The organism is Parabacteroides sp. AF17-28, assembly GCF_003479205.1.
Classification (GTDB): Bacteria; Bacteroidota; Bacteroidia; order Bacteroidales; family Tannerellaceae; genus Parabacteroides; species Parabacteroides acidifaciens.
This window is the reverse complement of sequence record NZ_QUGV01000004.1, coordinates 170,145-193,714: the sequence shown is the minus strand read 5'-3', so window position 1 is coordinate 193,714 and position 23,570 is coordinate 170,145. Positions and strand designations below refer to the sequence as shown.

The following is a 23,570-nucleotide window of genomic DNA, read 5'->3' as shown; positions in this document are numbered from 1 at the left end:
GATTGCAAATGATGATTTATGGGTGCGTTTGCTCGTATTTACCGGACGCAGACGGGCGCAGATTACGCAGAGGAACGCAGACTTATTTTCTTTTAAAACAATAAATGATCTGCGTTCGTCTGCGTCGTCTGCGAAATCTGCGTCCGGTAATACAAACATAGCGACGCACCGTTAAATCATCATTTATATATAAATACTATAATGTTACCATGAAAATACATTTAATTCTCATCTCCCTGTTCTTTGCCGTTTCGTTGTCCGCACAGCAGCGCGACAGCCGTGTGCGTGAATATCTTCCTCCTGTGCGTATTGTCTGGCAACAGGAAAGCGGATTGATCCGGGGGGCGGACCATCTGCTTCTTCCCGGTAACGGGCAGTCCGACCTCGCAAACCGTACTATTTGTAAGATGACCAGTACCGACAAGCAACACCCTGCCATCCTGCTCGATTTCGGAAAGGAACTGCAAGGCGGCTTGCAGATTGTGACCGGGATGCCGGCTTCACACGAGCCGGTTGCCATCCGTGTCCGTTTCGGCGAGTCGGTGAGCGAAGCCATGTGCGAGATTGACGGAGTAAACGGAGCTACTAACGATCATGCCATGCGCGATTTTACGATCCGCCTTCCCTGGTTGGGAGTCATGGAAGTGGGTAATTCCGGTTTCCGTTTTGTTCGCATCGACCTGTTGGATGATTCGGCCGAGCTGCACTTGAAGGAGGTCCGCGCCATATCGACTTTCCGCGATATTCCGTATAAAGGTTCTTTCCGTTGCAATGACGAGCGGCTGAATAAAATCTGGCAAACCGGCGCTTATACCGTGCATCTGAATATGCAGGAATACCTGTGGGACGGGATCAAACGCGACCGCCTGGTCTGGGTAGGCGACCTGCATCCGGAAGTGATGACGGTGAATACGGTCTTCGGTTACAATGAAGTGGTTCCGAAGAGCCTCGATCTGATACGTGATATCACCCCGCTGCCCGAATGGATGAACGGCATCAGTTCCTATTCGATCTGGTGGCTGCTGATTCACCGCGACTGGTATTACTACCATGGCGACTTGGTTTACCTGAAAGAACAAAAGCCCTATATGACCGCCCTTCTCCGCCACCTTATTTCCAAAGTGGATGCGGACGGGGTGGAGAAACTCGACGGAAACCGCTTCCTCGACTGGCCTTCCAATGCGAACCCGATGGCGATTAACGCCGGCTTGCAGGCTTTGATGGTGCAGGCGATGAAGGCGGGCAACGAACTTTGCACAGTCTTAGGGGAAAACGCTCTCGCCTCCGAATGCCAGGCTATGATGGACAAGATGGTCAAAGCCGCACCGAAAGTAACAAAACCGTTGTTGAAGTCTGGTGTTGCCCCGGATGCCCCCGGTTCCAAGCAGGCCGCTTCCTTGTTGGCGCTTGCCGGACTGATGAAGCCGGAAGAGGCAAACCGGAAATACCTGTCTGTGAACGGGGCGAAAGGCTTCTCCACTTTTTACGGTTACTATATGCTCCGTGCAATGGCAGCCGCCGGCGATTACCGGGGTGCTATCGATGTGATCCGCCAATATTGGGGTGCGATGATCGATCTGGGAGCGACTACTTTCTGGGAAGATTTCAATATGGAATGGTTGCCGGATGCCTCGCGCATAGACGAATTGGTTCCGGCGGGCAAGAAAGATATTCATGGTGATTACGGCGCTTATTGCTATAAGGGTTTCCGCCATAGCCTTTGTCATGGCTGGGCTTCCGGACCGACTTCCTGGCTGAGCGAATATGTGTTGGGTGTCCAGGTTGTGGAGCCGGGTTGCCGAACTGTCCGGATCGCGCCTCACCTGGGTGACCTGGAGTGGGTGGAAGGTACTTTCCCGACTCCGTACGGCGTCATTACGATCCGTCACGAGATAGGTGCCGACGGTCAGGTAAAGAGCCGGATCGACGCTCCGGCAGAAGTAAAGATCATACAATAATCAAATCAAATAAAGATATATGGGAAAGATAAACACATTAGTTATTTGCTCGCTTGCCTTCCTCTCGTTATTAGGTTGCAAGGGTAAGAACGAGTTGACGGTACCGGTTAACCTGCGTACGGAGTACCTGCGCGAACCGATCGGTTTGGACACGAAAAGCCCGCGCTTTACCTGGGAATATAAAGGAAATGAAGACAACTTCCTCGCCTCCCGTTCGGAAATAAGGATCGGTACTTCCCCCGACAACCTGCAACCCTATACGGACGGCATGAAGTTAGCACCGCATACCCGTTATTATTGGAATGTCACGGTATGGGATAAAGGTGGAAATGTCTGCCAGACATCCGAAACGGCTACTTTCGAGACTGCCAAGTTTGAACCGTCCGACTGGTCGGGCCAGTGGATTACCGATAATAATGACAAGGAATTTGAACCGGCCCCGATGTTCCGGAAATCGTTTACACTCGATAAGGAGGTAAAGGATGCCCGCGTTTACATCGCCGCCGCCGGATATTACGATCTCTTTGTGAACGGAAAGCGGGTAGGGGAAAACTACCTCGATCCGGGTTATACGCATTTCGACAAACGTATCCTGTATGTGACGCACGATGTCACCCCGTTGCTGAAGACGGGTGAAAACGCTGTGGCAACGGTGTTGGGTAACGGTTGGTTCAACGAGCAGTCCGTTGCCGTCTGGAATTTCGAGACGGCACGCTGGCGTCATCGTCCGGAGATGCTTTGCGAATTACGCGTCCAATATACGGATGGAACGACAGACGTGATCGCTACCGACGGAACCTGGCGTACGGCAACAGGCCCATACACGTATAACAGTATATACAGCGGTGACAAGTATGATGCCACCTTAGAAGAGACGGGTTGGAATGCCGCCGGTTTCGATGACGCAAAATGGGCGCAGGCCGTTGTGACTGAGGCTCCGGCTCCTCTGTTGGTCGCCCAGCAAATGCCCGGCATCCGGATTACGGAAGAACTGTCTCCTGTCTCGATGAAGGCATTCAGCGACAAACTCTATGTATTCTCTTTCGAGAAGAACTTTGCCGGCCTGTCCCGCTTGAAGGTGAAAGGCGCTCCCGGCACACGCATCACGCTGAAGCACGGCGAGCTGTTAAAGGCTGACGGCCGCCTGGAACAGGGCAATATCAATGTCTACTATCATCCCGTGAAACCGGGTGAAGTGTTCCAGATGGATGTCTTCACGCTGAAGGGAACCGGTGAGGAAGAAGTCTTCATGCCTTCGTTCGCCTACCACGGATTCCAGTATGTGGAAGTGGAAAGTTCCGCTCCCATCAAGCTGACGAAAGAAAGCCTGACCGGTTTGTTTATGCATACGGCGGTGGATCCGGTCGGCTCGTTCTCCTGCTCCGACCCGTTGCTGAATAAGATATGGAACGCCACGATGGAGGCCTATCGCAGTAATCTGCACAGCATTCCGACCGATTGCCCGCAGCGCGAAAAGAACGGATGGACGGCCGATGCACATGTGGCAGTCGACCTCGGTTTGTGGGGCTTCGACGGGATCACGTTGTATGAGAAATGGATGAACGACTTTATCGATAACCAGCGTGAAGCCGGCGATATCTCCGGCATTATCCCGTCCAGCGGTTGGGGATACGGCGAATGGCCCGGTCCGGTTTGGGATGCAGCCATGTTCATCATTCCGAATGCCCTGTATGATTATTATGGGGAGACACGCAGTATCGAGAATCTCTATCCGACCATGCTCCGCTACCTGGATTATCTGAAGACAAAGGAGAAAGACGGTTACCTGACTTTCGGATTGGGCGACTGGGTGTACTGGAAGTCTACCACCAATAATACCTACACTTCCACAGCCTACTACTATCTGGATTATACGCTGATGGCCCGTTTTGCCCGCTTATTGGGTAAGGATGCCACTCCTTTCCAGCAGAAAGCGGATGAGTTGAAGGCTTTGGTCAACAATAAATTCTTTAATCCGGAGACAGGCATCTATGCGGAAGGGACACAGACGGCACAGGCCATCGCCCTCTATTTAGGTATCGTTCCCGAAGGCAAGGAACAGTTGGTTGCAGATAAACTTTGCGAGGTTGTACGTGGCAACAATCATTTCCTCGATTTCGGCCTGTTAGGCAGTAAATCCGTCCCAGCCATGCTGACCCGCTACGGCTATGTGGAAGATGCCATGAAGATGGTCACCAAGACAGAAGCGCCTTCATGGGGTTATTGGGTGGAAACAATGGGTTATTCGACATTGGCCGAGACCTGGACGCTGAGTCCGCAATTCCGGGATGCTTCCCTTAACCATGTCTTTATGGGCGATGTTTCTGCCTGGATGATGAACCAGCTTGCCGGTATCAATCATGACGCCGCAGGGCCGGGATTCAGCCATATCCTGATCACCCCTCATTTTGTGGAAGGGCTGGACTGGGCGAAAGGTGAATACCATTCCGTACGCGGGCTGATTACCAGCGAATGGAAGCGGGAAGGAGGAAAAGTGACGCTTACGGTTACGGTGCCCTCCGGCTGTACAGCCGATATCCGGGTAGGCGACCAGACAAAGAAGGTCGGTTCCGGTACGCACGTCAACATATACTGATTAACCTGATAAATAAGAATACGATGAAAAAATACTTTCTGATACTGCTATTGATCGGATGCTTCGCCTCCGCTCAGGCCAAGTCCGACTGGAAAGCCCGTTGGATCAATACGGAGCGTTGCCAGAGTGCCGCAAACACCTGGTTAGCGTACCGTAAGACTGTCGATATAGAGAAGGTGCCGCAGACGCTTACCGCCCATATTGCCGCCGATAGCAAATACTGGCTGTGGATCAATGGCAAGCTGGTTGTGTTCGAAGGTGGATTGAAGCGCGGTCCGTCTCTGTACGATACTTATTATGATTCGGTGGAGATCGCTCCCTACTTGACGGCCGGCGAGAATACGATAGCCGTTCTGGTCTGGCATTTCGGTAAGAGCGGGTTCAGCCATGTAAACAGCGGACTGGCCGCCCTGCTGTTTGAAGCTGTTGCGCCGGGTGTGGAGATCGTGTCCGATGCAAGTTGGTTCTGTTCCCTCTATGATGCGTATCAGAATACGGAAGCTCCTTTCCCGAACTACCGTTTGCCGGAAAGTAATATCCGTTTTGATGCACGGATGGAATTGACCGGTTGGAACCAGCCGGGTTATAAGGGTAGGATGGGAGTTGCCGTCGTGATTTCCGAGGTAGGAGTGGCGCCGTTAGGTAAGCTGGTGGAACGTCCGATCCCGTTGTTTAAAGACTATGGCCTGAAGCCGTATGTCGATGTCCGTAAATCGGCTGCCGGCGATACGCTTTATTGCCGCCTGCCTTATAACTGCCAGGTGACGCCTTATCTGAAAGTGGAAGCTCCGGCGGGTAAGACGGTCCATATCCTGACCGATAATTATGAAGGAGGCAGCGCGAACAATGTCCGTGCCGAATATATCACCCGCGACGGTGTCCAGGAATACGAGAGCTATGGTTGGATGAATGGGCACGAGATGCGGTATATCCTGCCGGAAGGGGTGAAGGTGCTCGATGTGAAGTTCCGGGAGACGGGCTACAATACGGAGTTCACCGGCTCTTTCCAGTGTAACGATCCGTTTATGAATGAGCTGTGGAAGCGTTCGGCACGTACCTTGTACATAACGATGCGCGACAGCTATATGGACTGTCCGGACCGCGAGCGTGCACAATGGTGGGGCGATGAAGTGAATGAGTTAGGCGAAGCCTTCTATGCTCTTTCCCCGTCCAGCCATAAAATGGCGCTGAAGGGTATCCATGAGCTGATGAACTGGCAACGGGAGGATGGCGTGATTTTCGCTCCTTCGCCTGCCGGAAACTGGCGGAAGGAATTGCCTTTGCAGATGTTGGCATCTGTCGGCTGGTATGGTTTCTATACGCAGTATTATTATAGTGGCGACAGTAGTTTCGTTGCCGGTATCTACGACCGCCTGCACCGTTATCTGCACCAGGTTTGGCAGGTCGACAAGAGCGGCCTGGCTATTGAGCGCGACGGCGACTGGAGCTGGGGCGACTGGGGCGAAGAGATCGATATGGGCGTCCTCACGAACTGCTGGTATTACTTGGCGCTGAAAGCCGAAAAGGCTTTTGCCCTTCAATTGGGTAAAACGGCCGATGCTGAAGACATAAGCCGTATGATGTACAGCATAGAGAAATGTTTCGATACGAAGTTCTGGACAGGAACCGCCTACCGCTCTCCCGGCTATAAGGGTGAGACGGACGACCGTGCACAGGCGATGGCTGTTGTTTCCGGCCTGGCTTCCGCCGATAAATACCCGGCTTTGGTGAAGGTGCTGAAAAAGGAATACCATGCCAGCCCTTATATGGAGAAGTATGTGCTCGAAGCGCTTTTCCAGATGAATGAACCGGCATTTGCCCTTGAACGCACCCGGCAGCGTTATGCCAAGATGATCGACCAGTATCCTGATTGCACCACCTTGTTCGAAGGTTGGGGGATCGGTCCGGATGGTTTCGGAGGCGGAACGACTAATCATGCCTGGAGTGGAGGGCCGCTTACCCTCTTGAGCCAGAAAGTATGCGGCATAGAACCGACCTCTCCCGGTTTCCGTTCATTCAAGGTCTGTCCGCAGATGGGTACCTTGACCGATGCGTCTGCAACGGTTGACACCCATTACGGTAAAATACAGGTTTCCTTGAACCGGAAAGGCAGCAAGATTCGGATAACACTGTCCGTCCCGGCAGGAACAACCGCCGAAGTCCCTGTCTCAAAGGGGAAAGTGAAGCGGTTGGAGGCGGGAGAACATACATTGACAATTTCATCCCGGACGTTATAAATGAAGGTGCCCCTTTTAATCGGGGCACTTTTTATAACAATACAGACCAATACAATTATTCTCTTGATATTGTGTAGAATATTGATATTGCCTACTTTTGCGCCCAATAGGAATCGGTTTATCAAGAGAAATGGCAAAAAGAAAGAGTGTAAGAAAACCGCGAAAAAAGACTCAAAAGACTTCGGCTTTCCTTTCAACGGTGAAGCGGGTGTTTATCGGTGCCTTTATCGTGGTTGCTTGTTTGATAGGGGTACTGTTTATTTATGACTACTTTGCTGTCGCAAATCAAAAGCCGGCAGTGGAGGAAAAGAAGGAACGGACGGCTGCCCCAGCCAGGAAACCTGTAACTACTCCCAAGAAGGATGCGCCGAAACAGCAGCAAACGCCGAAACAGCAAACGCCCAAAAAGACACCGGCCGGTAAAGCTCCGGTTGCTACTTCCACAAAGACATTTAAAATCCCTGCCAATACAGAGATTCCCCGCCTGAAGGCAAAACGTCAGGAGCAGGTAATCAAGCATGAAGGATACACAGTGTCTTATAATTCCGAATATCGTATCGCAAACTGGGTGGCCTACGAGCTGACCGCTACGGAAGCCAAAAGCCGGAAGACGGAACGTTCGAACAAGTTCGTTCCCGACCCCTTAGTGAAAGGGGCGACTGCGACGAATGAAGACTATTCCCGTACGGGTTACGACCGGGGGCATCTGGCTCCGGCAGGCGATATGAAATGGTCGGAAAAGGCCATGCGTGAATCTTTCTACCTGAGTAATATCTGTCCTCAAAAGCCGAAACTGAACCGGGGAATCTGGAAAGACTTGGAAGAACAGTGCCGTTTATGGGCAATGGACAACGGTTCGTTGCTGATCGTTACAGGCCCGGTCATGACAGACGATATGAAACGGTTGGGTAAAAACAGGGTAGCCATACCTAAATCATTTTATAAAGTATTATGTTATCATACGGGAAGCGGTTATAAAGGTATCGCTTTCCTTTTCGAAAATAGGGACTATAAAGAAAACTCGTTGAAATCGATGGCAATTCCTATCGATAGTGTCGAGAGGGTAGCAGGTATTGACTTTTTCCCATCCATCCCCGATGGAGAGGAAAAAGAAATGGAACGGACTGTCGATTGGGACAGTTGGTCTTTTTGAAATCCGATGTGAATCGGAACAATAGAATTTAAAAGGATGTTGTATAACTATGGCATAATAAACCAGAGTTATGCAATTACAAATCAGATTATAAATAGTAATAACAAATAACTAAATGCAAGTTATCATGAATGGTAAATTAATCCCCGTTTTTGTATTGGCAGCATTGATGTCATGTAGTCAGCCGCCGGTGAAGGAGCAAGGTCCCCGTCCGGTGAAACTGGCGGAAGTGACCTCTTTGAATGTTGTGGAAAAGTCGTTTAGCGGCGTGGTTTCGCCGGACCAGTTCAGTGACCTGGCCTTTAAGATGTCCGGACCGCTGATCTCGCTGAATGTAGACGAAGGGCAGAAAGTCCGTACGGGACAGATCGTAGCTGAAATCGACCCACAAGACTTCAAATGGGAATATGAAGCAAAGAAAGCTTCTTTTCAAACGGCCGAAGCGCAATTGCAGCGTGCCAAGAAGTTACTTTCCAAACAGGCTATTTCCAAGCAGGAATATGAAACGACCGAAGCCTCTTATTCAAACGCCAAAGCAGCCTTCGAGTATGCCCAGAACCAATTGGAACAAACGAAACTGCGTGCACCTTTCGATGGTTTCATCCAGAAGAAATATGTGGAAAACTATCAAAAGGTACAGGCCGGGCAGGGTATTGTCTGCCTGATCAACCCGAACAAGCTGCAAGTGCAGTTTACGATGCCGGAGACAAACATCACTTATTTCTCTACGCCTTATAATATATACGTAGAGTTTGACAACTACAAAGGCGTCCGTTTCAAAGCGAAGGTAAAAGAATACGTGGAAGCTTCTCCCGACGGTTCCGGTGTACCGGTATTTCTGTACATAGATGATCCGGAGTTTAATCTGAAGAAATATAAAGTGGCTGTCGGCTTTTCCTGCCGTGTGGTTCTGCATATCGAAAGCGAAAGCTTTAACGAAGGAGCCGTATTGGTGCCGCTTTCCGCAATTGTTGCCAACGAAGAGAACCAAGATAAGTATGTCTTCGTCTACAACAGCCAGACGCAGAAAGTGGAACGTTGCCAGATTAAGGAAGTCGAACTGGTCGGGAAAGACAATGTTGTCATTACCGAAGGGCTGAAAGCCGGCGACCAGGTTGTCTCGGCCGGAGCTACCCGCCTGGTAGACGGACAACAGGTAAAAGTATTAACAGATTAAGCTGAGAAACAATGAATCTTCCAAAATATTCCTTAGAGAATAAGAAGATTATATATTTCTTTCTGGCAGTGATGCTGATAGGAGGTATATATTCTTTCTTCAAATTACCGAAGAAGGAGGACTCGCCCTTTGTAATCAAACAGGCTGTTTTGGTTACACAATATCCGGGCGCCACTCCTTTAGAGGTAGAGAAATTGATAACGGAACCTATCGAACGGGAAATTCAGTCTATGTCTGATGTTTTTCAGATCAAGTCTGAATCTTATTTCGGCATGTCGAAAATCTCGATCGAACTGCAACCGACCCTGTCGCCGGATTATATGCCCGTCAAGTGGGACGAGTTGCGCCGTAAAGTAGCCAACATACAACCCCGCCTCCCGAGTGGAGCTTCCGCTATTAATGTGAGTGACGATTTCGGGGATGTGTTCGGTATCTATTATGCCCTGACGGCCGACGATGGTTTTACCTACGACGATATGCGCGACTGGGCGCAGAAGATCAAGACGGAGCTGACTCCTATCCCCGGTGTACAGAAAGTTTATCTGTTTGCCGAACAGACACAGGTTGTAAATGTCCGTATCTCTGTTCCTAAGCTGGCAAACCTGGGAATCGATCCCAATTCGATCCAGCAGGTTCTCCAGACACAAAACCTCTTGGTCAATACCGGTGAGATCCTGACGGGAACTTACCAGCTTCGTGTACGTGCCGAAGGTACTTATAAAAGCATACAGGATATCCGCGACCAGCTGATCGTGACTAAAGGAGGCGGTGAAGTTCGTTTGGGCGATATCGCCACTATCGAACGCGGCTATATGGATCCACCTTCCAACCTGATGCGGGTGGACGGTAAACGGGCTATCGGTATCGGTGTGGCTACAGGTGCAAAGGATGACGTAGTGGCTGTCGGTAATGCTGTTGCCGACCATCTGAAAGAGATGGAGCAGCTTTTCCCGATCGGCATGGAGATGAAAACGATCTATCCGGAAAACCAGATTGCCGACGAGGCGAACAACGGTTTTATCCTGAATCTGATCGAATCGTTGCTGATCGTAATCGTGATTATTTTCCTTGTGATGGGCTCCCGGGCCGGTATGTTGGTGGGAAGCTCGTTGCTTTTCTCGGTAGGCGGTACGTTGCTGATCATGTTGATCTGGGGCGTCGGGCTGAACCGAACCTCGCTTGCAGCCTTTATTATCGCGATGGGTATGTTGGTGGATAATGCGATTGTGGTGACGGATAATGCACAGGTCGGCATCAAACGCGGTCTTTCCCGTTACCAGGCTTTGGTCGACGGTGCGACAAAACCGCAGTGGGCGCTGCTTGGCGCAACCTTTATCGCCGTTTGCTCTTTCCTGCCGATGTATCTGGCTCCGGCTTCGGTTGCCGAGATCGTGAAACCGTTGTTTATCGTCTTGGCCGTATCGTTGGGGTTAAGCTGGGTGCTGGCTTTGACACAGACGACTACTTTCGGTAATTTCATCCTGAAAGAGGCAAAGCCGGGCGAATCCAAAGATCCGTACGATACCAAACTGTACCATAAGTTCGAGAAGGTATTGGGCCGTTTGATCAAACGCCGTTATGTCACGCTTACTTCGGTTGTCGCAACCTTGTTCCTGTCTCTGTTTATCATGAGCATCATGCCGCAGAGCTTCTTCCCGATCATGAGCAAGCCCTATTTCCGTGCCGACCTGATTTTCCCGGAAGGATATGGCATCGATGATGTGGAGAAGAACGTGATCAAGATTGAAGACTATCTGAAGAATAATGATAAGATCAAGTCTTATTCGTTCACTTTGGGAGGCTCTCCGGTCCGTTATTATCTGGCAAGTTCTTCTATCGGTCCGAAGCCGAACTTTGCCAATGTCTTGATCGAAACGAAGGATGCCAAGGATGCGCAAAGCGAGGAAAGCAAGTTCTATGAATATATGGTTGCCAACTATCCGGACATCCTGACCCGTTCAGCCTTGTTCGCTTTGTCTCCCGTACCGGATGCCGCTATTGAAATCGGTTTTGTGGGTGACAATATCGACACGTTGGTAGCTTTGACGCAACGGGCGCAGGAGATAGCACGCAAGAACGAGATGGTGATGGAAGTGCGTAATAGCTGGGGAAATAAAGTCCCGGTATGGAAACCCTTATACTCGCAGGAGAAGGGGCTTCGCTTGGGTATTACGCGCCAGCAGATGGCCTATTCGCTCCGTTCGGCCACGAACGGTGTGCCGCTGGGCGAATACCGCGAAGGAGACGTCTTTATGCCGATCCTGATGAAAGATGCCGATCGCGACTCCATGAACCTGAACGATCTTAAAACGCTTCCGGTTTACAGCGCCAAAGGACGTTCCGTAAAAGTGGAACAGGTGATTGACGATTTTTCACTCGATTACGAGTTCAGTGTTGTCAAGCGTTATAACCGCCAACGTTATATGATGATGCAGTGTGAACCGAAACGCGGAGCCAATACGATGGCTGCCTTCAGCCAGTTGTGGCAACAGATACAGCAGGAAGTACAGGTGCCCGAAGGTTATAAACTGCAATACTTCGGTGAACAGTCCGAACAGGATAAAGGAAACAAGGCGATCGCCGCCAACATCCCGTTGATGTTCGGTTTGATCTACATTACCCTGTTGTTCCTCTTCCCGAAATTCTACCGGAAACCGGTGCTGATCATGTGTATGTTGCCGTTGATCTTTATCGGTGTGGTATTGGGATTGCTGGTGTTCGGCAAATCGCTCGACTTCTTTGCCATGTTGGGCTTGCTGGGCTTGATCGGTATGAACATCAAGAATGCGATCGTGCTGGTGGACGAAATCGGCTTGCAGCTCAACAGTGGCTTGGCGCCGGTGAATGCTGTTATCGAGGCTACCAAGACGCGTATCGTTCCGGTGACGATGGCTTCGGGTACGACGATTTTAGGTATGTTGCCGTTGTTGGGCGACGCCATGTTTGCCGGTATGGCTGCTACGATTATGGGAGGTTTGTTTATCTCGACAGTCCTGACCATCTTCGTCCTTCCGGTGACCTATTGTATATTCTTTAAGATTAAATCGGAATAATATGAGAAATAAAATAATTATCGGTTGTATGCTGTTGGGGGCTTTGTCTGTGGGAGCACAGGAAAAGCCCATCACAGTAGCAGACTACAAGCAGAAAGTGCTTGAATATAGCCGCCAGATAAAACAAAGTGCCGAAGAACGCATTGCGATGCAACAGGCTGTAAAAGCTGCCAAAACGGGTTTCTTCCCGGCTGTGGACTTCTCCGGCAGTTATCAGTATCGTATCAATAAGTACGACTTAGCAATGGGCGATGGTATTCCCGGTATTGAAATGGACCATAACACCTATAGCCTGGGAGCTACGGTAAGCCAGCCGATCTATGCCGGCGGACAGATTTACAATAACTACAAAGCCGCCCAGGTCCAGGGGCAGATCGCTTCCGAGGCCGAAGAACTGACGACGGATAATGTTATTTATGCCGCCGACTTGAACTATTGGTCTGCCGCTGCCCGTAAAGGCATGTACGATGTGATGTGCCAGTATGTTGATATTGTGCAAACGCTTGCGAATGTCTTGACTACCCGTTTTGAGGACGGGCAGATCAGTAAGACAGACCTGCTGCAAGTTCAATCTCGCCTGAAAGAAGCCGAGTTGAATAAAAGTTCTGCATATAAGGATTACCAGATTGCTCTGCAAAACTTGAATATTCTGATGGGGCTTCCTCCTATGACTCCGGTGGATATAGCCGATTCCATCACAAAGGTTCAGCCTTTACCGTTGCATATAGGAGAGGAGGCTGCTTTGGAAAACCGTCCGGATTTTATGATCTCCAAACTGAATATCGAGTACCAGAAGCGGCAGATCAATTTATCAAAGGCTAAATACAACCCGACACTGGCAATCGGTTTCCAGGGAACCTGGGGTACTCCGATGCTGAATGTAAAAGGTTCCGACCAGCTTTGGACACCCGCCGTATTTGCCTCGTTGAAGATACCTTTGTTCCGTTGGGGCGCCCGTTTCAAGGAAGTCAATTCGCAGAAAGCGATCCTGCGCAGTAAGGAATATGCAATGGACAACACCCGCGACCAGATTTCGCAGGAAGTGGCCAACTCCTGGACCAGCCTGACGGAGAATACCAAGCAGATCAATATGGCCGAAGAAGCCTGTCAGATTGCCGAAGAAAACCTCGACCTGAATACATTCAGTTACAACGAAGGTAAACTTCCGATCCTCGACGTGCTTTCCGCCCAACTCTCCTGGATTCAGTCCTACAGCAGCCTGATCCAAACTTGGTACCAGCAGAAAGCCTCCCTTGCCCAATATAACAAGGCTGTGGGGCTTCGTCGGTTGCAATAATATATAAAAAAGAGGATGTGTCAAAAGTCCTATTTATAGCGTCTGTGTCCTGGCGGGCTTGACCCGCCATCTCATCCTAATTGCTGTCAATCAGTTTAGTATGAGGTTGCGGGTCAAGCCCGCAATGACACGCTAAAGCGTTAGAACTTACTTTTGACACATCCCCTTTTTTTGTCAGCTATTTGATTCGGTTTGAAAGGGAATCGGGTTCCCGACGGGTATCCCAAACATCGACAACGTAGACCGTCTTATTCATTAGTCCATGCTATTCGGTAAGCCATGGCATCTCTTTTAATTCAATTTCATCCAGTTCATCTTCTGTGTATATACGTCCTTCTGCAATATCTGCTTCGGAACGTGCAATACGTGCCTGAAGTTCACTGATTGTGTATGGTGCAAATTCTTTTGATGCAATAGCTGTTTTTGTCTTACCATTGCCCGTAATCCTTTTGAGGGCATTGACTGCTTTCTTCATCAGTCCTTCGTCCTCTGCAATAATGCTTAGCTGGCGGAACAGTTCCGCGTTTAAATCCATGGATGTCATATTTAGATAGTGAATTAATTTTGATTCAATCACTTTCGCCGCAGTGTGAATCCTTTCTCTGCTACATATACACCCGAAAGGATGAAAGCGGAACCGATTAGCGCAATCACCGTAATGGTTTCGTTGATGACGATGGCCGAAGTCAGAAGGGTGACTAAGGGAACGACATAAATATAATTTGTCGTGCGGACAACCCCTAATTCTTTCACGGCGGTGTTCCACATGATATAGCAGAGCAGGGAAGCGATAACGCCAAGGAACAGTAAGTTTCCGATAACGGCAGGCGCTGTCAGTACTTCCATTTGCGGATGAACAGGAGAGATTATCAAGACGGGAATCAGGGTGATGATTCCGTAAAAGAATACTTTCCGGGTGACAAAAAGAGTCGGATACCGGTTTCCCAGCCGTTTCAGTATTAACCCGTAGAACGCCCACATCAGGGCAGCCAATAAGGTCAACATATCGCCCAGCGGGTTAATTTGCAGGATAAAGCTACCGTTGAAAACGACGAGCGCCACTCCGAGCAATGCCATCAGGGAGCCATATATCAAATGCCTTTTCAGCCGTTCCCCTTTATTGAACAGGCGTGAAAGGAGAGCGGTCAGGATAGGGGTTGTACAAATAATCAGCGACACATTCGATGCAAGGGTAATCCCTAACGCCGTGTTCTCGGCAATGAAATAAAGGGAACCACCACAAAGCCCTAACCCGAGAAAGAGCAGTTCGTCCCGCCAGGATTTGGCCAGTAGCTTACGCGGGCAGAAGAACCAGATACCGGCGTACGCCAGTGCAAAGCGGTAGAGGAGAATCTCGACCGGCGTCAGTCCGTTGCCTATTAGTATTTTAGTCGAGACAAAAGTAGTACCCCATATTATAACGGTAAGGATTGCCAGAAAGTGAAAGCGATACATTTGCTTGTTATTTGCGGTCATATTTGTATATTTTGTTGCAAATATACACTTTTTGTTTCGATGCGCCATTATATCTCTCGAGCAGTGAAATATGGGCCAAATTAGCCGAAAAACACGTCTGTTTATCACTAATCTGAACGTAAATAACCTGGGCAAGATGCTAAAAAGGGGCGATTTTGAACAGTTAAAGCGGAACGTCAGACGCCTTTTTGCGGTCATAGAGATGACTTTTGACCAGGTTTAGGCCCGTCAGATGGGAATTACAGACGAAACACTACCGAAAGACGAGATTAGTCAAACTGTTGAAAAAGAGCATGCTGACTCAAATTCATCTATTCCATTTTAGTAAAAAGGGGCACGAGGGGCACGTTAAAAGGCCTTTTTCTAAACATTTATCATAACGCGAGACGAGATATGCTACAGAAGAGTATATCTCGTCTTGTATATTTATAAAAGTTACGGAAAAAGCCTTTTAACGTGCCCCTCGTGCCCCTTTTTTCATTCCTGTCCGAAAAAAAACCGCCCCTGTCCGGGAAAATATGGGACAGGAGCGGAGAAATACGGAATAAATTTCCAGGCGCGGATGCTGGAAAAATCGTATGCGTCAATCAATAGTCCCTGACACAGCGGACCGGAAATGCACATGAACGGTTTATATCGTAAAACTCAATCTCATCATGCTTGAAATGAAGGCAACTGACGGTCTCATTATTAATGCCGGGTGTTGAAGACCAGTAAACACCTATCTCTCCAATATATTGAACATCGCCGTCTAAATACCGGCCACCGGAAGCAGGAAGCATAATAGATCCGGCGGGCGGATAATTTGTATCATTAACATGGTCTTTTGCTGTGATTCCTAATTGTAATCCGCTCAAATAAGTAAAAGTACCTGTCATGACCATATTGAAAAACACACTGTCGACCGCATTGTTGAGGCTATTCGTTATATTTCCGAATTCACCAAAACGATATATATGAGGGTCTTTTGTCGTTTCTGCAAGCAGTGACCTTAGCTCTTCATTAGTCGGCAAACGCCATTTGCCTCCGCCCCAGGTCTTTTGGCTTGAAATATAGCGGCATATATCGCCAATATCGGCTTCCTTTTTGAAACCCAGGTTATTGTTATATGTTTTGAATGCATCGGCATCTTTGTTATTTGTCGGAGTTGTCGTGAAATTGAAACTCCAGTGGGCATAGGGTATATCCTCCCACCTCTCGTATTCGTGCGATTCGTAAGGATTGCCGGCCGGTCTGATCGGATAAAGCGATCCCCATTTGAAGAGTACTCCTTGCGCAGTCGGCCTAAGTCTCTCTCTATCTATATCCGAAGTGGCGAATGTCAAACTCTTGTCGATAATCATAATATTACTGTGCGCAAACATTTCTGCCAATGTGACTCTTCGGATAGTAAGGGTATCGCGGAGTCTTCCGGTAGAGAATACGACTTGGCCGGTTGCATAATAATCTTCAAGAGGAGGGGTAGACTCTGCTACAAGAAGGTCCAAGCCGGAGAGATTCTCGCCTCTGTCGGAAGTCGTGCCGTTTGCAAACTTTAGCCAGTATGCTTTTTCCGGGTCGAGGATTTCAGCTTCCCAGCTACCTTGATAATCAGAAACAATCTTGACCTTTAATTCTTTGCTTGTCTTCCAGGGCACGTCGATTACCTTTTTTTCGGTTCCCATGAAGTATTGCCCGTCGTAAACAATGTTATTTATTCCTGCCATATCCACAATCAGGATGGAGGTCTTCAGGTTCGACAGTACGGATGAGGCCTTAATTGCCTCATCAAAACTCGGGTAACCGATTCCTTCGGCAGCGGTAATCGCTACGACATATTTATGGTTGCGATATAGCGGGACATCGTCTCCGCGAAAGACTTCATAATCTTCATGCGCCTCCCGGTCTGAAGTGAAATCGACACGGTAATAGGTGCGCACTCCCTTATAAAGACCTTCCAACACAAGGCATACTTTTTCATTTGGAGTAGCTTTTGGAGCTTCGTATGTATATATTAGTCCTTCCATTAGCGGTCCCGGGAGATTATCGTACTGCGAATAGCTGTATTCGATAGGGGGATTTACTGTAAAGCCCGACGGAACCATCGGGTCCATATTTCTCGAATAAGGATATGTATGCTCCCATTCTCCGATTATCAGTCCGGTATGATGGCTCCAGGCGGGGGCGATAAATCCGCTTGTACGGTAGTTTGCCAAGTGGATTTTTTCCAATTTGAAAATACTTCCGTTTACCTTGTTTTCTACATCGATTCGCGCCAGCATACGTTTCATTTCGATATTGGGTACCGGTACTCCTTTATAGATGCCATATACATATGTTTCTCCATACATAGGCATCAGGGCGGAAGTGTCCCATTGACTGGAACTCTGGAATATCAGATTATCCAATAAATCTGTTTTGGATATGGTATTGGGAGGGAATTTTCCCAATACATCCATTACTTTGTCATGAGCGTTGGCAACTGTGACAACGGTGCGGGCATGGCTGAGATCTTCATTTTCTCCTAATGCCAAATGGAATAAGACGAAGCGATCATCACCCCACGTCTCCTCTGAAAATTGATTGATATGAACGTGTTTGATTAATTCGCTTGGAGATGAATCGTCGAAGAACATCAGGTCTACCTCCTCAATTTTTCTTTCCCAAATTCTATCTTCACCTGAACGGGTCAACATAGGGATTTCCAAGCCGGGAATAGTCATTTTTACCGTTATTTTATTTTCTGCCGGTATAACGCCACTGATTATGGACTCGTCGGTACATCCCATTATGCACAGCAAAAGGATGATTGCGCTTATTATTCTTGTCAGGATATTATATTGTTTCATACTGTTATATGTATTTAATTGTAAATCATTTTAGCGGTTGATCCTGATCAGCTTTGTCAGGTTGCCGGCTTTGACTTCTGCTATTGCATAGCAACCGTTATGCTCTGGAATTTTTATCTCTTGCATATTCGAGTATTCTATTTCCCGGCGGAGATAGCCCTCCTTCTCGTCAAGAGCTACCTGCAGCCAACCATATAAAAGGCTGTTGGTGTCGGTGACCGGTTCGCCTGTTTTAGTATAATATCGTGTTTCTCCAATACAGATGCCATCCGGATAATCCCGGTCGGAATGGTCATAATTGGTTGTCGCAATCACTTCGGCTCTATCTTGGTAATTCGGCAAGTAAAGGTTATCTATATCTACGGTCAGGAAATATTGAGGATCGAGAATAACGTCTTGCTTGACATTTGTCCATGGACTGATAGCGGTGTAAAACTCTATCTTTTCTCTATGTATATTTGCGGTTGTTTTATAGACATAGTTACGCCTTACCTCTCGCATGGTCAGGGGTTCTAAGTTGGTCATATCGGTAAAGTCCAACAAGGTCGTAACGGCTCTTCTTTGTCCTTCTTCGGTGTCTATGCCCTCAATGGTCAAGATTAGTTTATCGTTATGGTTTGCCGCGTCGCAGGTTCTTTCCGGTGTATAGAAAGAACAATATCGTTTTGCTTCATACCCGATATTCAAAGGAACTCCCGTATGCTGCCAGACAACCTCCTTATTGGGTATGACAGTCTGCATATCGGAACCGAAAAATATGTCGGGACCAACCAGATAGCCTTCGTCGTATGATCTCGACAAGGTGATTTTAGTATTCTCTGTAACAGCTGCTTCAAACCACGGATAGGTTTTGAACCAAATATCGACCCGAGCGACTGCACGTTCGACCCTTAATTCTTGTGCAAGGGCGCTGTTTTCGTCTGCATGACTTTCTGTTATGGAGATGTTATGGACGATGCCCGTCATCGGTATTCCTTTTGTCCCGATAGCTGTATGGTTTTGATTGAAAATATCTGCCATTTGGAATTTTATCGTATGCAGATCGTAAGGAGAGCTTACCGACTCTAATGTCCTGGTTAATGCATCCGGTTCGTTCAGGATGACGATGAGCGCTTTGTCCTGGTTATGGCGAACTTTCAAATAGGTATTGAATGACCAGACGTTGTTTTTGTCCAGTATTACCATTTGGTTGATATCGACAGTGGGATAAGTCGATACATTATCGAATACAATAAAGCGGGCGGAATATACATACTCATCGACCTGCACATCGCCTGTAATGATATTTATAGCCATCATCCCCTTTGTATCTTGCAGGACAGGTTCGCCTATTGCGTGCTCTGCTGTGCAAGCATAAAGGGTTATGGTCGCAATAACTATGTATATCAGGTTCAATATCGTTTTCATAAAATTCCTTTTTCAAATATTCAAATTCCTATATCGTTGAGCCATATGATCCAGTCGTTGACAATCACTTTGACAGCGACAAAGTTCTCAGGACCACCCGGCTCATCTCCTTTATATATAACTACAATATGCCATTCGCTTTGTCTGTCCAGATATTCCTGCATGGGCAACGGGCTGCCGTCAGGGCGCGAAGCGGGCTTGGTATGTTCCAATAAATTCATCAGGTCGTAATCCCATACGACCTTTCCGGTTTCCGTACTGCAGACGGTGAGTCGGTAATCATATTCTTCTTCATGAAGTAGCCGCCCGGTATTGATATGGGCTTCCGCTATTGCTCCGGATGCGGCATCGCCGGCTGTCAGGGAATAGGGGGTGTACTTCACTGTTTCTTTATTTTTCGGGCTGTTGTCATGTCCGTAGACTGCGCCTTCGGGAGTAATGATCTCGAATGTATAAGCGGCAGCATTCGTATCGGCTTTTGTCTCTTGCCCGTAGTCCGAACTTGCCAACACCAGATTGAAAAGATTGGTTGCTTTTATGAGGTGTATGGGATGAACGGTCTCATTTGCCTGGTAATCGATTTCCTTTGTTGTCCCGATCCATAACGGAGGAAATTCATGGGAAACGGTATTCGAGTTACGCGCCAGTGCTATTTGTGTTTCGTATGGCGTTGTTTCTCCGGGAATAAGCCGGCTTCCGTTTTTTCCTGTGACACGGAAGTTGTCGGAAAGTCCGCCGACTGTCAATATCTTATATTTCCCGAAAGGGAGGTTGTAGCCAAAAGGCATTCTTTTGTTTCCAATAAGTTCTTCCTGCGAAGATTTCATAGTGAACAGGTATTTATCCTGCGCATCGAAGATAAACAGGTCGACGGAGCCGACATGCGGATCAAAAGAGTCTGTGTACTCCATATTATGGTCGTAGATAAACTCGAGGTATGTCCTGCATTCATCTATATACTCTCTGATGCAAGACAACAGGAAGACAGACACGAAGACTGTCAAGGCCAATGCACTAAAATTCCGATATGTTCTGTTCGTGTTCATACTCCTGTGTTATTATTAAAAAGTATTTTCGGAAGAAACCTTTGTTTCATGAGGGTGGAACTAAAGTTTCTTCCGAATGAAACTATTATTACATCAAGGACTTGACAGTCTTAAATATCAATCTCATTTTCCCATACAATCCATGGAGCAACCGATACGGTGATGCCCAGATAACCTGCTGCTTCATCGATAGGATCTTTCGGGTCCGGATCACCCGGGCCCGGGTTGTTTGCTTCCGGATACCAGGGGCTTCCAGGTCCGCCGACGGAATTCAATGTCAGCGAATACCAGTTGTTGCGCACAACACCGTATTTTCCAAAAACCATTTCGTCGTTTAATGTATTGTCATGACGGATCATGTAGTAGTAGTAACAGAGGCCTTCCTGATACCAGCGGATCACGTCGTCCTTACCATCTTTGATCACTTGTCCGCCGTTAGGTATCCCATTTAAATCACCTTCTGTAAGATCACTGAATTTACTCACAGAGATATTGCTTCCTGGATACGCTTTGATTTTATCAAACATTTTGTCACAAGCCTTCTTTAAGTTTGAGTCATCTCCGGCTTCGTTATAAGCCTCTTTCAACTCCTCGAGACCGTTATAATTCTTACCGGCATAGTTGAACCAGTCACCATCGGTATTGAAACCCTGTGGAAAATAGGTTGCTTTTATCACCAGACGGGTTGCGTTTCCAAACAGCTGATCTTGTGCATCCATTGTATTTTCGATGCAATAAGCGGTTGTGTTTTTCTCCTGCCAGTTATAAGTTTCAGCCAGCAACGGGCTATAATCGTTGTTTGTATCGATTGTTGCAAATACAAGTCCGGAAGCTCCGTTGAAGTTTGGATCGTATGTGTAGAAATTCTTTTTATAGGTACCCTGGGTATGCGTACTTCCAAGTATGTATTTTTCGGCGCATGGGAAGTAGGTCGAGTTCACTGCGTCGAGTGTTCATCGACCGAACGTAAAAGACGCTCCTTCTTGTTTTGTTGTGGCTCCACCCGGCTTTTCCTGCAAGTCGAGTTTGGCTGCCAGACGCTCAAGGCTGACAGGCACTCTGTTGGCTTCAGCTTCATCCTCATTATCTTTAAGACTGTTTGAGATGTCGATGAGCAGGTTGGTTACTTTACCCTCTGCCTCTTCATCGGGGCCACTGTTGATCATCGTGAAACCTTTGCTGATACTGTTGGGGTTGTCTATAACCTCGTTTTTTGTCGTACCGGTGATTGCAGCATTGATAGAGCTGAAGCTCGATGTCACGCTGATACTGTTGATTGCGTTTTTAAGCATTCCGTCAGGATTGGCAATCACCAATAGTTGTTTTGCGTTTTTCGACACTTTGATCGCTTCTGGTGTTGTCGAGGATGTAGAGAGCATCGTGACATAATTGGTCGTTCCGGGGATTCCCACAACCATACCATGTTCATCAAAAGTAATCAGGTAAAGAGCTTTCAGATCGCTTTCGTTTGTCCCGGGTCTTTCGGTGGAACCGGAAGCGCGGGTCGTCGGCTGCGTTTCAATTTTGATGGAAAGATACGCCACGTCTACGTCTGCCATCTGCGGACCGCCGTGATGATCTACGTCATCGTTGTTACAACTGGTCAAGGCGGCTATCACCAACATTGACATAAAAATAGTTCTCAGTTTCATTGTCTTGTTTTTTTAATTGTGATTAAGTAAATGATAATATAACTTTTTGCATACGCATAAAATTCTTTTTGTTTTCAAGGGCAAAGTTCAGCTATTGTGAAGTGCGAAAAAAGACAACTTTATCAGGTGAAAATGAAGGGTTAGAACCTTTTTTGAGGAGGAAGATGTTTGAACATAGATTATTCTGCAAAACGATGGGAATAAAGATGTTGTTTATGGACTTTTTGGAGGAAGCCTGTCCGGATATTGACAGAAAAGGAGAAAAACTCAGGGCGATGGGGCTAAGTTTGAAACTCTGTCTTTTTTTAGCAGTTTGGACCTTGTGCCTTTTGATAATTTTTCTTATATTTCGATACCCGTAATTTTGTGTTTTCTATTCATATATAATAATGTAACAAATATGAAAAAGAAAGATCTACATGATATATTTATCGAAGAATTGCAGAATAGGGGAATAAAGAAAGCTGATCTTGTCTACCTCATATCTGACATTCTCAAACTGGAGAAGGAGTCTGCCTATAGAAGGCTGGCAGGCAAAGTAAACTTCTCTGTCAGGGAAATGGGGATCCTGGCTAAAGCTTTGAACATTTCCTTGGACAGTCTTTTGTACCAGGATTTAGGACTTCAATGGGTGCCTGTCATCTTGGGGCTGCCGTCAGCATATCAATCTATGGATCCGTTGTATGACTTGCTGGATTCCAATATCGAGAAAGTGAGGGAAATCGGTCAGGATGAAGAAAGTGAAACCGGCAATGTGTACCATGCCTTGCCGTTGGAATGTTATGTGCATTCTCCGATTCTTATGAAGTTTGTGTTTTTCAAATGGGGCAGTTATTTTGTACAATCGGAAGAATTCAGTGATTTTGCCTGCAGGGAACCACCAGGCCGGTTGCTTAAGATCGTGGAGAAATTCTATGATATATATAATTTCCAGAAAGGTTTTTACGTCTGGGATAATGCCTTGATATGGAATATAAGTACGGAAATATATAATTTCCATAGGATGCGTATTATCAGTACGCAAGAGAAAGACGAAATCAAAAATGAACTCAAAGAGTTTTTGGTCAAGTTAGAAATGTTTTTGAACGGGACTTATACTCCGGAATTTGCCTTGCCGCCGGATTATAAGTTTTATGTTTCAGCTATGAACCTGGGGTTTACAACCGGTTATTTTACTTCCGAAAAGCAGTCACTGGCCTTGTTTAAAACGAATTTCAGCTTTTCCATGTCTACAGATACCAGTGGTAACTTTAAGAAGATGCAGGAGTGGGTCCGGTCATTCTGTAAGCTTTCCACCTTGCTCTCCGAAGGCGGACGTATCGAAAGGCGCCTGTTTTTCAATAAACAGCATAAGATCATAGATGAGGTGTTGAAATAATTCTTGTTTTACAGTAAATGTATGTGGAGGTTATTTTGTTCACCTCTTTTTGAGAATAATCCCAAATGACGCAATTAGTCTATCTAACAGAGATTATTTCGGCTCACCCGATAATCATTGGGGATAAATAAATTCATTATTTGGCAAAAGAGAGCCTGCGGCAGAGGGAGCTTATTGTAAAAAACGTATTTTTCAGGTTCGAAAGACATCCGAAATAAAACAAATGTTAATCCGCTTTTTTGACCTCAAAAAGGGACTTTTTCCCCTTTTTTGAGTGTTTTTAGTCATTACGACCGTCCTCTTTGCCATCAT

15 protein-coding genes are annotated in these 23,570 nt (G+C 47.3%); 8 read left to right on the top strand and 7 right to left on the bottom strand.

The genetic code is table 11. The features are described from left to right. Nucleotides 1–209 precede the first annotated feature (209 nt). From DWW90_RS04360 to DWW90_RS04330, 7 genes are all read left to right on the top strand, one after another. On the top strand, nucleotides 210–1,958 hold the full coding sequence (locus tag DWW90_RS04360) for an alpha-L-rhamnosidase C-terminal domain-containing protein (protein WP_122344133.1): 1,749 nt from the start codon (nucleotides 210–212) through the stop codon (nucleotides 1,956–1,958). A gap of 19 nt (nucleotides 1,959–1,977) precedes the next feature. Then, nucleotides 1,978–4,554, top strand: coding sequence for a family 78 glycoside hydrolase catalytic domain (locus DWW90_RS04355; protein WP_122344132.1), 2,577 nt, complete (start codon nucleotides 1,978–1,980; stop codon nucleotides 4,552–4,554). A 23-nt stretch (nucleotides 4,555–4,577) separates the two neighbouring features. Beyond that, nucleotides 4,578–6,791, top strand: a complete 2,214-nt coding sequence (locus DWW90_RS04350; RefSeq protein WP_122344131.1) for an alpha-L-rhamnosidase C-terminal domain-containing protein — start codon at nucleotides 4,578–4,580, stop codon at nucleotides 6,789–6,791. Nucleotides 6,792–6,921: 130 nt separating this feature from the next. Further along, entirely contained in the window at nucleotides 6,922–7,944 is a 1,023-nt protein-coding gene (locus DWW90_RS04345; protein WP_122344130.1) for a DNA/RNA non-specific endonuclease, read from the top strand. Between the two features lie 127 nt (nucleotides 7,945–8,071). Continuing rightward, on the top strand, nucleotides 8,072–9,121 hold the full coding sequence (locus tag DWW90_RS04340) for an efflux RND transporter periplasmic adaptor subunit (RefSeq protein WP_122344182.1): 1,050 nt from the start codon (nucleotides 8,072–8,074) through the stop codon (nucleotides 9,119–9,121). 11 nt (nucleotides 9,122–9,132) lie between these two features. Further along, nucleotides 9,133–12,174 (top strand): efflux RND transporter permease subunit, encoded by a 3,042-nt coding sequence (locus tag DWW90_RS04335; RefSeq protein WP_122344129.1) that lies wholly within the window; start codon nucleotides 9,133–9,135, stop codon nucleotides 12,172–12,174. A gap of 1 nt (nucleotide 12,175) precedes the next feature. After that, complete coding sequence (locus DWW90_RS04330) at nucleotides 12,176–13,471, top strand: TolC family protein (RefSeq protein WP_122344128.1); 1,296 nt, start codon at nucleotides 12,176–12,178, stop codon at nucleotides 13,469–13,471. Nucleotides 13,472–13,736: 265 nt separating this feature from the next. Here DWW90_RS04330 and DWW90_RS04325 read toward each other — a convergent pair whose 3' ends face one another. The 7 genes from DWW90_RS04325 to DWW90_RS04295 form a co-directional block, all read right to left on the bottom strand. Further along, nucleotides 13,737–14,006: a hypothetical protein gene (locus tag DWW90_RS04325; protein ID WP_199659177.1), complete on the bottom strand. Its 270-nt coding sequence runs from the start codon at nucleotides 14,004–14,006 to the stop codon at nucleotides 13,737–13,739. A gap of 38 nt (nucleotides 14,007–14,044) precedes the next feature. Then, nucleotides 14,045–14,947 (bottom strand): DMT family transporter, encoded by a 903-nt coding sequence (locus DWW90_RS04320; RefSeq protein WP_122344127.1) that lies wholly within the window; start codon nucleotides 14,945–14,947, stop codon nucleotides 14,045–14,047. 587 nt (nucleotides 14,948–15,534) lie between these two features. After that, nucleotides 15,535–17,775: a DUF1566 domain-containing protein gene (locus DWW90_RS04315; protein ID WP_122344126.1), complete on the bottom strand. Its 2,241-nt coding sequence runs from the start codon at nucleotides 17,773–17,775 to the stop codon at nucleotides 15,535–15,537. Nucleotides 17,776–17,805: 30 nt separating this feature from the next. Beyond that, nucleotides 17,806–19,182 (bottom strand): hypothetical protein, encoded by a 1,377-nt coding sequence (locus tag DWW90_RS04310; protein WP_122344125.1) that lies wholly within the window; start codon nucleotides 19,180–19,182, stop codon nucleotides 17,806–17,808. 20 nt (nucleotides 19,183–19,202) lie between these two features. Continuing rightward, nucleotides 19,203–20,228 (bottom strand): FimB/Mfa2 family fimbrial subunit, encoded by a 1,026-nt coding sequence (locus DWW90_RS04305; protein WP_122344124.1) that lies wholly within the window; start codon nucleotides 20,226–20,228, stop codon nucleotides 19,203–19,205. A gap of 110 nt (nucleotides 20,229–20,338) precedes the next feature. Continuing rightward, nucleotides 20,339–21,169, bottom strand: coding sequence for an Mfa1 family fimbria major subunit (locus tag DWW90_RS04300; protein ID WP_122344123.1), 831 nt, complete (start codon nucleotides 21,167–21,169; stop codon nucleotides 20,339–20,341). Between the two features lie 12 nt (nucleotides 21,170–21,181). Next, on the bottom strand, nucleotides 21,182–21,880 hold the full coding sequence (locus tag DWW90_RS04295) for a fimbrial protein (protein WP_122344122.1): 699 nt from the start codon (nucleotides 21,878–21,880) through the stop codon (nucleotides 21,182–21,184). Nucleotides 21,881–22,280: 400 nt separating this feature from the next. Here DWW90_RS04295 and DWW90_RS04285 point away from each other — a divergent pair, with 400 nt between their 5' ends. After that, a complete protein-coding gene (locus DWW90_RS04285; RefSeq protein WP_122344120.1) occupies nucleotides 22,281–23,258 on the top strand; it encodes a helix-turn-helix domain-containing protein in 978 nt (325 codons plus the stop codon). The last annotated feature ends 312 nt before the right edge of the window (nucleotides 23,259–23,570 follow it).